12 protein-coding genes are annotated in these 9599 nt (G+C 68.3%); 9 read left to right on the top strand and 3 right to left on the bottom strand.

Annotated elements, in window-relative coordinates:
• The first annotated feature begins 57 nt into the window (after positions 1–57).
• From LT948_RS29260 to LT948_RS29240, 5 genes are all read left to right on the top strand, one after another.
• Complete coding sequence (locus LT948_RS29260) at positions 58–270, top strand: DUF1127 domain-containing protein (protein WP_003096905.1); 213 nt, start codon at positions 58–60, stop codon at positions 268–270.
• A 95-nt stretch (positions 271–365) separates the two neighbouring features.
• Positions 366–683: a DUF2388 domain-containing protein gene (locus LT948_RS29255; protein WP_003096907.1), complete on the top strand. Its 318-nt coding sequence runs from the start codon at positions 366–368 to the stop codon at positions 681–683.
• 124 nt (positions 684–807) lie between these two features.
• Positions 808–1101, top strand: a complete 294-nt coding sequence (locus LT948_RS29250) for a DUF2388 domain-containing protein (RefSeq protein ID WP_003110362.1) — start codon at positions 808–810, stop codon at positions 1099–1101.
• 43 nt (positions 1102–1144) lie between these two features.
• Positions 1145–1465, top strand: coding sequence for a DUF2388 domain-containing protein (locus tag LT948_RS29245; RefSeq protein ID WP_003114112.1), 321 nt, complete (start codon positions 1145–1147; stop codon positions 1463–1465).
• Positions 1462–3420, top strand: coding sequence for a DUF7844 domain-containing protein (locus tag LT948_RS29240; RefSeq protein ID WP_015503882.1), 1959 nt, complete (start codon positions 1462–1464; stop codon positions 3418–3420). The genes LT948_RS29245 and LT948_RS29240 overlap by 4 nt, the downstream gene beginning before the upstream one ends.
• A gap of 107 nt (positions 3421–3527) precedes the next feature.
• On the opposite strand, the gene LT948_RS29235 is transcribed toward LT948_RS29240, so the two are convergent.
• A complete protein-coding gene (locus LT948_RS29235; RefSeq protein ID WP_003142121.1) occupies positions 3528–3947 on the bottom strand; it encodes a GFA family protein in 420 nt (139 codons plus the stop codon).
• 67 nt (positions 3948–4014) lie between these two features.
• Here LT948_RS29235 and LT948_RS29230 point away from each other — a divergent pair, with 67 nt between their 5' ends.
• The 4 genes from LT948_RS29230 (at position 4015) to LT948_RS29215 (ending at position 7687) form a co-directional block, all read left to right on the top strand.
• On the top strand, positions 4015–4959 hold the full coding sequence (locus tag LT948_RS29230; RefSeq protein ID WP_003096914.1) for an AEC family transporter: 945 nt from the start codon (positions 4015–4017) through the stop codon (positions 4957–4959).
• Entirely contained in the window at positions 4956–5318 is a 363-nt protein-coding gene (locus tag LT948_RS29225; protein ID WP_003102543.1) for a DUF2388 domain-containing protein, read from the top strand. Before LT948_RS29230 ends, LT948_RS29225 begins: the two co-directional genes overlap by 4 nt.
• 279 nt (positions 5319–5597) lie before the next feature.
• Complete coding sequence (locus tag LT948_RS29220; protein ID WP_003096918.1) at positions 5598–6902, top strand: CitMHS family transporter; 1305 nt, start codon at positions 5598–5600, stop codon at positions 6900–6902.
• 20 nt (positions 6903–6922) lie between these two features.
• A complete protein-coding gene (locus tag LT948_RS29215) occupies positions 6923–7687 on the top strand; it encodes a TerC family protein (protein WP_003110368.1) in 765 nt (254 codons plus the stop codon).
• A gap of 5 nt (positions 7688–7692) precedes the next feature.
• On the opposite strand, the gene prfH is transcribed toward LT948_RS29215, so the two are convergent.
• Positions 7693–8307, bottom strand: coding sequence for a peptide chain release factor H (gene prfH / locus LT948_RS29210; protein ID WP_003158566.1), 615 nt, complete (start codon positions 8305–8307; stop codon positions 7693–7695).
• Positions 8304–9443: an RNA ligase RtcB family protein gene (locus LT948_RS29205; protein ID WP_033996093.1), complete on the bottom strand. Its 1140-nt coding sequence runs from the start codon at positions 9441–9443 to the stop codon at positions 8304–8306. The genes prfH and LT948_RS29205 overlap by 4 nt, the downstream gene beginning before the upstream one ends.
• Between the last annotated feature and the right edge of the window lie 156 nt (positions 9444–9599).

Below are 9599 nucleotides of genomic sequence, written 5' to 3'. Positions count from 1 at the left end.
GGCGCATCATGAGGTTCCACACCCCGCCCCCATCCCCGGGATGGGAAGGAACGCACGATGAGGACATCCCCGCACCCGCACGCCGGGAGCTCCAGCGGTCTCCCGGCTGCCCATCCACATCTCGCCGCCCTGCTGGAAAAATTGAATTCCTGGCGACAAAACGCTCGATCGCGCAAGCATCTTGCGCAAATGTCCGAACACGACCTCGCCGACCTGGCGATCAGCCCGAGCGAACGCTACGTAGAGATTTCGAAACCTTTCTGGCGCTGAGCCGCTGGTGACGTGGCGCACAGTTGGTTAGTCTCAGCGTTGACACGGCCGCGCGGATGCGGCCGTCTACGCTGACTTCGTTCGGAGCAACTCACATGAAACGTCTGCGCCTGATCGGTGCCGCTGCCCTGCTCGCCTGCGCCTCCAGCGCGTTCGCCAGCAGCTTCGTGGTCACCACGGATACCCTGGTCCGCGCTACCGGCATGACCTCCAATGCCACTTCGGACATCACCAATTCCTTCCGCGACGACAAGATCGTCCTCGAAGCGCGCGACGACGCCGCCAGCTTCGTCGCCAGCCAGGGCGACATCCGCGGCTCGCACCTGGAAGCCGCACTGCGCCACATCCGTGGCAAGCTGCCGAGCCTGGCCGCCAACGACATGCAACTGGCCCAGGCGATCCTGACCATCTGAGTCGCCCGTCCCGCCGCCGCAGCCGCCCGGCTGCGGCGATGACCCGGCCGACCGGCCACACTGGCTCCGCGCCGCACATTCCGTTAGCCTTGGCGGCTGTTCCAGTCCTATTCCGCTCAACCCCATGCGTTACCGGTTCTCGTTGTTCTTCTGTTGCCTGCTGGCGCCCGCTGCGCACGCCTTCGATACCACGACGGCGTTCACCGCGAAGTCTCTTTACGTCACCAGCAAGCTGACCAGCACGCCGTTCGAGAACAAATTGTTACGCGATGCCCGGGGCGATGCGGCCAGTTTCGTCGCCAGCGATGGCAGCATCCGCGGTGCGCGCCTGGAAGCGGCATTGCGCTGGCTGCGTGTCGCGCACCCCGAGCTGGCGGCCAGCGATCAGGAACTGGCCGAAGCAATTCTTGCCCAATAGGCGATCACCACCGTTCCGGAGAACCTCCATGCGCCGTAGCTCCATGCGTCATAGCCCCCTGTTCGCCGCCCTGCTGCTGGCGCTCTGCGCCACGGCCGCGGAAGCACGCTCGGTGGTCGCGACCAGCAATATCATCGTCCGCGCCCTCGACCGCAGCATCGACTTCACTTCCGACACCACCACTTCCGTGCGCGACATGAAAGTGGTCACCGAGGCGCGCGACGACGCCGCCAGTTTCGTCGCCAGCGACGGCGCCATTCGCGGCGCCCAGCTGGAAGCCGCGATGCGGACCCTGCGCAGCCGTCTGCCGGAAGCCCGCGAAGCCTCCGACCAGGTACTTGCCGAAGCCATTCTCGCCCTGTGAGGAAGGCCTGCGCCTGGCTGCTGGCGCTGGCCCTCTGCGGAGCCGGCAACGCGACGGCGGCCCTGCGCCTGAAACTCGACGCGCCTGGGCTGGACCCTGCGCAGCGCGAGGCCAGCCAGCAACTCTTGGACGAAGCCGCGGACAAGCTGCCGCCGGCCTTCCGCGAACGCCTGGACCGCGAGATCGAGGTCGAGTGGCGCGACGACCTGCCCGCCAACGGCATGGGCCAGGCCCGTGGTCCGCAGCGCATCGCGCTGAACCGCAAGTACCTGTCCGATCTTACCGACGGCAGCGCCGCCAGCCGCCAGACCGGGCGCGTGCACGGCACCGAGCGGCGCGAGCTGCTGGCGACCCTGCTGCACGAGCTGACCCACGTCTACGATCGCGCGCGCCTGTGGTCGGCGGAGGAAAAACGCGAGATCCGCCGCTGCACGCGCCAGGAAGAAACCCTCGGCCGGATCGCCCAGCCCACCGATTGCCGCGGGCAGAGCGGGCGCCGCTTCACGCTCTCCGACGACCCGCGCCTGCTCGATCTCGCCGGCTGGCCGCAGCGCGCCGGCCAGCGCGGGCGGCGCGAGGCGCACAATGGCTTCGTACTGCGCAGCCCGGACGTCTACGAGCTGAGCAATCCGCGCGAGTTCGTCGCGGTGAACATGGAGTACTTCCTCCTCGATCCCAGCTACGCCTGCCGCCGCCCGGCGCTCTACCGCTACTACCAGCAACGCTTCGGCTGGGCGCCGGAACACAGTGCCTGTGCGCAGAGCTTCGCCTACCTCAACGCCGGCCGCGACTTCGGCCAGCAGCCGCTGGGCCAGCTCGACCCCGAGCGGGTCTACGAGGTCGACTACCTGCTGGCCGAGGCCAACGACAACCTGGTCAGCCGCTGGGGCCACACCATGCTCCGCCTGGTGATCTGCGCCCCCGGCCGGCCGCGTGGGCCGGACTGCCGGCTGGACCTCGACCAGCATCTGGTGCTGTCCTACCGCGCCTTCGTCGGCGACCTGCAATTGTCCAGCTGGGACGGCCTGACCGGCGCCTATCCGTCGCGCCTGTTCGTCCTGCCGCTGTCGCAGGTGATCGAGGAATACACCAAGGTCGAGCTGCGCAGCCTCGCCTCGGTGCCGCTGAAGCTGGACCGCGAGGAGGTCGCCAGCCTGGTCGAACGCGCCGCGCAGAGTCACTGGAGCTACGACGGTCAGTACTACTTCATCTCCAACAATTGCGCGGTGGAAACCCTCAAGCTGCTGCGCAGCGGCATCCCCCGGCGACCGCTGCAAAGCCTGGACAGCATCACCCCCTACGGCGTGCTCGAGATGCTGGAGAACCGCAAGCTGGCCGATCCCAGCGTGCTCGACGACCCCAAGGAAGCCCTGCGCCTGGGCTACCGCTTCGACTCCTTCCGCGACCGCTACCAGGCGATGTTCGATGTGCTCAAGCAGCGCCTGCACATTCCCCAGGACAAGGTCGAGGACTGGCTGGCGCTGCCGGCCAGGGAGCGCCAGCCCTGGTTCGCCAAGGCCGACCTGCGCGCCAGCGCCGCGCTGCTGCTGCTCGAGCAGGCCTCGCTGCGGCGCCAGCTGCTGCTCGCCCAGGACGAGTTGAAGCGCCTGTACCTCGGCCATCTGGACAAGCCGGCCGGCGACCAGCGCCTGGAAGTGGCCGGCAAGACCTTCCAGCAGATCCTCGACGACAGCGGCTTCCTCAGTCGTCCGGCGGAACTCCTGGAGGGCGGCTACGGCCTGCCGCAGGCCGCCGAGTGGAAGCACCTGGAAGAGCAGACCCGCGAACGCCAGGCGCGCCTGCGCCGGCTCAGCGACGACCTCGACCGCGAGGTCCGCGCCCTGCTCGATCCCGAGCGCCGCGCCGAGCTGGAAGCCAACGAGGCCAACATCAAGGAGGTCGGCGCGCACCTGCGCGAGCTGCACAAGGCGGCCGGCGGGCTGATGCTGCCCTGAGGGAGGCGCCTGCAGGACGCATGCTCCCGGGCGATCCTCCAGCGCCTCGCAGACGGCGGATAACGCTCTGCGTTATTCACCCTACAGGTGCCAGCTCCGGTCTTCGCTCACGGGTCGTCCGCTCCGGCGATGAACTCCTCGTCCTCTTCGGGCAACTGCGGGTCGAGGTGTAGCCATGGCAGGCGGCTGCCGACCCAGATGTGCCGGTTGGCGGGGGCGCGCTCGGGATGGTCGAGGCTGGCCACGGTGAAGTCCAGGGTATCGGCGCTGAGCCGGGTGAACAACGCCAGGTTGGCCCCGCAACGCGGACAGAAGTAGCGCGTGCAGCTGGCCGACGAGGCATATTCCGCCGCTTCGCCCGCCAGCCAGCGGAACGCCGCGCGCGGCACCGTGGCCCAGGTGGTGACGATGCCGCCGGTGGTGCGCCGGCAGATCGAGCAGTGGCAGTGAGCGACATCGTCCAGCGGCGCGGCGACGGCGTAGCGCAGATAGCCGCAATGGCAACCGCCGGTATGGGTCTCGGGCATGGCGAATCCTCCTCGCGGGAGTGCCAGCATAAGCCGGACTTGCCCTGTGCCGCAGCCACCTCGCAAGATGAGCGGATTCCACTATCCGGGGGTGCCCGTGACCGCTCTGCTCTACTCCCTCTGGCCGCTGTTCGCCCTCATCGTCGGCGGTTACGCCCTGCGCCGCTGGGACTTTCCCGGCGAAGCCTTCTGGCCTGCCGCAGAACGCCTGAACTACTTCATCCTGTTTCCCGCGCTGCTGTTCAGCAACCTGGCGACCGCGCCGCTGGACGACCCCGGCCTGGCCCGCCAGGCCCTGGCCGTACTGCTCGGGCTCGGCGTCGCCTGGCTCGCCCTGCTGCTCTGCAAGCGCTGGCGCGGCTGGGACGCCGGGCGCTTCGGCGCCATCGCCCAGGGCGTATTGCGCTTCAACACCTATCTCGGCCTGGCCGCGGTCGGCAGCCTGTACGGCAAGCCGGGGCTGACCCTGGCCGCGCTGATGCTGGCGCTGATGGTGCCGACGGTGAACGTGATGTCGGTCTGGGCGCTGACCGCCGAGCGCGGCATCAGCCTGCGCGCGCTGCTGCTGCCGATCCTGAAGAACCCGCTGATCCTCGCCTGCCTCGCCGGCGCACTGGTCAACCTGGCCGGCGTCGGCCTGCCCGGCGGCAGCGATCGCCTGCTCAACCTGCTGGCGGTGGCCAGCCTGCCGCTGGGCCTGCTGTGCGTCGGCGCGGCGCTGAAACCCCAGGAACTCGGCGGCGAAGTCGCGGCCCTTGGCTGGAACTGCGCGGCGCGGCTGCTGGCGATGCCCCTGCTGGCCTTCGCCATCGCTCGCGGGCTGGGCCTGCCGAGCATGGAAAGCGCCGTGCTGGTGCTGTTCTTCGCCCTACCGACGGCGCCCACCGCCTATGTGCTGACCCGCCAACTGGGCGGCGACGGCCACCTGATGGCGGGCATCATCACCTTGCAAACGCTGCTTTCCGGCGCCACCCTGGTCGGCGTACTCCTCGTGCTGCAAGGAAGCCCATGACGACAGGACGCGTGGCCGCCGCCCTCACGGCGCTCTGCCTGCTCTGCCAACCGGCCTTCGGTTTCATCAAGGTGTTTCCCGAATTCGACGACGAACCCGGCGCCGCCACCTTCTTCTGGGCGGCCGTCACCACCGTCGGCCCGTTCATCGGCAGCACCGTCAGCGCACAGGAGTCCAGCGCTGACGAGGGCGACAAGCTCGTCCAGGCGCGGGACGACGCCGCCAGCTTCGTCGCCAGCGACGGTGCGATCCGTGGCGCGTACCTCCAGGCGGCCTTGCAGGTCCTGCGCCAGGCCCCGGAATACGCCGGGTACAGCGACCTGCAACTGGCCGCGGCGCTCCTCGCGCGGCAGCCCTGATCGACCACATATCCGAAATTACCCGCACGTTTCCCGCCGTTATCCAGCGAAAGCTGCCTGAAAGCTTCCCGCCGTAGCATCCGCCCACCACCGGCAGAAGACCGGTCACGACGGCGCGTCCATGAGACGCCCGCTTACCCGTACAAAAACAACAATGGTGATTGCCATGCCCCGTTCCGCACACGCCTACAGCCGCACTCCGTCCGCGCGACGCCTCCCGCCCGCCGCCTGCTGACCGCACGCCGCACGCCCGTCCGCCGTCTTCCCCGGAGTGAACCCATGCTGACCCTGCTCGCCTTCGCCATGGTGGCGACCTTCATGTTCCTGATCATGACCAAGCGCCTGTCCGCGCTGATCGCGCTGATCCTGGTCCCGATCGCCTTCGCCCTGATCGGCGGTTTCGCCGCCGGCCTCGGCCCGATGATGCTCGACGGCATCCGCACCCTGGCGCCGACCGGCGTGATGCTGATGTTCGCGATCCTCTACTTCGCCATCATGATCGACTCCGGGCTGTTCGACCCGGCGGTGCGCAAGATCCTCCGGCTGGTCAAGGGCGACCCGCTGAAGGTCTCGCTGGGCACCGCGGCGCTGGCGATGATCGTCTCCCTCGACGGCGACGGCTCGACCACCTACATGATCTGCGTGGCCGCCGTGCTGCCGTTGTACAGCCGCCTGGGCATGAGCCCGCTGGTGATGGCCTGCCTGATCATGCTCTCCAGCGGCGTGCTCAACATGACCCCCTGGGGCGGCCCGACCGCACGCGCGGCGAGCGCCCTGCACGTCGACCCAGCGGATATCTTCGTGCCGATGATCCCGGCGATGATCGCCGGGCTGCTGGCGATCTTCGCCATCGCCTGGATCTACGGCAAGCGCGAGCGCGCCCGTCTCGGCGAGCTGCACCTGCCCACCGACCACGAGGACCTGGCGGAGATCAGCGTGTCGCAGTATCCGGAGGCGCGCCGGCCCAAGCTGCTGTGGTTCAACGCCATTCTCACCGTGGTCCTGATGGCGACCCTGATCGCCGGCCTGCTGCCGATGCCGGTGCTGTTCATGATCGCCTTCGGCATCGCCATGATCGTCAACTACCCGTGCATCCAGGAGCAGAAGAAGCGCATCGGCGCGCACGCCGAGAACATTCTCGCGGTGGTCTCGCTGATCTTCGCCGCCGGGGTGTTCACCGGCATCCTCTCCGGCACCGGGATGGTCGACGCCATGTCCAAGAGCCTGCTGGCGGTGATCCCGCCGGCGCTGGGCCCATACCTGGCGACCATCACCGCGCTGGTGAGCATGCCGTTCACCTTCTTCATGTCCAACGACGCCTTCTACTACGGCGTCCTGCCGATCCTCACCCAGGCCGCCGCCGAATACGGCATCACCCCGGTGGAAATGGCCCGCGCCTCGATCGTCGGCCAGCCGGTGCACCTGCTCAGCCCGCTGGTGCCCTCCACCTACCTGCTGGTGGGGCTGGCCAAGATCGACTTCGGCGACCACCAGCGCTTCACCCTGAAATGGGCCGTGCTGGTGTGCCTGGCGATCCTCGCCATGGCCCTGCTGCTGGGCCTGTTCCCCCTGTTCAGTAACTGACCGAGACGAGTGACCGCTTCATGGAATGGCTGACCAGCCCGGAAATCTGGATTGCGTTCTTCACCCTGACCGCCCTGGAGATCGTCCTCGGCATCGACAACATCATCATGATCTCGATCCTGGTCGGGCGCATGCCGAAGCACCTGCAGCCACGCACCCGCTTCTTCGGCCTGGCCCTGGCGATGGTGACGCGGATCCTGCTGTTGCTGTCGATCACCTGGGTCATGCGCCTGACCGCCGACCTCTTCCACCTGTTCGGCCAGGGCATCTCCGGACGCGACCTGATCCTGTTCTTCGGCGGCCTGTTCCTGCTCTGGAAAAGCAGCTCGGAGATCTACCAGGGCCTGGAAGGCGAGGAAGAAAGCGGCGAGGAACCGAAGGGTTCGGCGGGCGGCTTCATCGGCACCATCATCCAGATCGCGATCATCGACATCGTCTTTTCCCTGGACTCGGTGATCACCGCCGTCGGCATGGTCTCCCACGTGCCGGTGATGGTCGCGGCGATCATCGTCGCGGTACTGGTGATGATGCTCTGTGCCGGCGCCATCAGCGACTTCATCGACAAGCACCCGTCGCTGAAGATGCTCGCCCTGTCGTTCCTCATCGTGGTCGGCACGGTGCTGATCGCCGAAGCCTTCGAAGTCCATGTGCCGAAGGGCTACGTCTACTTCGCCATGGCCTTCTCCCTGGCCGTGGAGGCGCTGAACATCCGCATGCGCGGCGCCGCCGCGCGCAAACGGGGCGAAGAGCCGGTGAAGCTGCGCAAGGAAGTGCTCGGCGACTGAGCCGCTCAGGCCGGCTCGAAACGCTCGCCGCGGAATACCCGGCGAGCCGCGCCGCGACTGATCCGGCCGTGGGCCTGGCGGCGCTCCGCGCGCAGCGCGTCGGCCGCGCTGCTCGCCTGATCCGCGAGGCGCCGGGCGATCAGCAGGATCGCCAGGCGTTTGTTGGCGTGCTGGCTACGCTGGCTCTGCACCCTGACGCTGATGCCGCTGGCCAGGTGGGTGGCGCGCACCGCCGAGTCGGTGGTGTTGACATGCTGGCCGCCGGGGCCGGAAGAGCGCAGGGTCTCGAAACGGATCTCGCCCTCCAGACTGGCCGGCGGCGCGGCGAAGCGCTCCGCGCCGATGAACCAGTTCTTGCGCGCATGCCTTGCCCGGTAGGGGCTGGGGCAGATCCACTGGATACCGCCGCACCAGCGCTCGGCGAGCGCTTCGGCGGCAGTGCCGCGCAGCCCCAGGAGCAGCGAACGCCAGGTGCGCGGACGCTCGCCGGCCACCTCCTCGATTACCTCGACCTCGACGCCGGCTTGCGCCGCCTCGAGGCACAGCCGCTCGAACGCCTTCGCCACCGCCAGGCAGCATTCCGCCGGCCCCTGGGCCGCAGAGAGTTGCAGCAGGATCATCGGCAGCACTCCCCACGGGTCTTGTAGGTCAGCACCGGCTTCAGGCGGGCGACCAGGCGCAGCAGGCCGGCTTCGAGCAGCGCGCCGACCACCGAGTCGATACCCTTGTAGGCTTCCGGCGCTTCCTCGTAGATCAACTGGCGGTCGCCGCAGATCACCCGGCTACCAAGGCGCGTGCGGCCCAACTGGTCGACGCTGAAGCGCGCCGCCAGGCGTTCCCGGCACTCGCCGCGCTGCCATTTGCGACCGGCGCCGTGGGCCAGGGAGAACAGGCTCTGCGCGCTCGGCACGGGCTCCACCAGGTAGCTGTAGTCGCCGCGCGAGCCGGGGATCACCAGCACACCCTGGTCGGCCGGGGTGGCGCCCTTGCGGTGCAGCCAGCCGTCGACGCCATCGACCTGTGCCGGCGCCACCAGGTTGTGGTTGACGTCGAGCAGTTCCAGGCCGTCGCAGCGCAAGCGTTCGAGAATGCGCCGGGCGATGAGCTGGCGGTTACCCTCGGCGAAGCGCAACGCATCGGCGTGCCGCGCCAGGTAGGCGGAAGCTTCCAGGCTGCCGTCGAGCAGGCCGGCGTGGCCGTGCAGGCTGACATGCTCTTGCAGGATCGCCTGGCCGAGCCCGCGCGAGCCGCTGTGCACCAGCAGTTGCAGGCGATCGGCATCGAGGCCGAGGGCGTGCAGGGCAGCCTGGTCGAACACGGTCTCGACCTGCTGTAGTTCGGCGAAGTGATTGCCGCCACCGATCGTGCCGAGCGCGCGCCAGTGCTCGCGGGCCGGCAGCTCCAGGGCTTCGATGCAATCGTTCCAGGTCTCGTCCAGCGGCAGGTCGAGATTGCCCAGGCGCTTTTCCAGTTTGTCCGCCGACAGCTTGCCGGGGGTCAGGCCGGTTTCCCACAGGGCCATGCCACAGCCGATGTCGTTGCCGACCAGCGCCGGGTAGAAGCGGCCGACGGAGAAGAACGCCGCGCCGACCGGATAGCCGCGACCGGGATGCAGGTCCGGGAGACCGACGACGCGGCGCATGCCGTCCAGCTCGGCGGTGGTTTGCAGTTGCTGGATCGCCTTGCCTTCGATCCAGGTGCTGTCCGAGGCGATCAGTGCGACGCCCGCGGACAAAGGCTTGATGTAGTTGCCCATAATCCAATCCATGTGATTGAAACGGTAGATCCGGGGGGCAGACCGAAGCCGAGCGGGCACTCGCGGAAGGGCGAAGGGCGTCTAACGGAGAAGTGAAAACCTGGGGAGCGGTGACCGCGGCAGCCGATGACCTCTCGCCGGAAGCTTGCGCGGACG

Source organism: Pseudomonas sp. CP-1 (genome assembly GCF_021213715.1).
In the GTDB taxonomy this organism is placed as follows: Bacteria; Pseudomonadota; Gammaproteobacteria; order Pseudomonadales; family Pseudomonadaceae; genus Pseudomonas; species Pseudomonas aeruginosa.
This window is presented reverse-complemented; position numbering and strand designations above follow the sequence as displayed.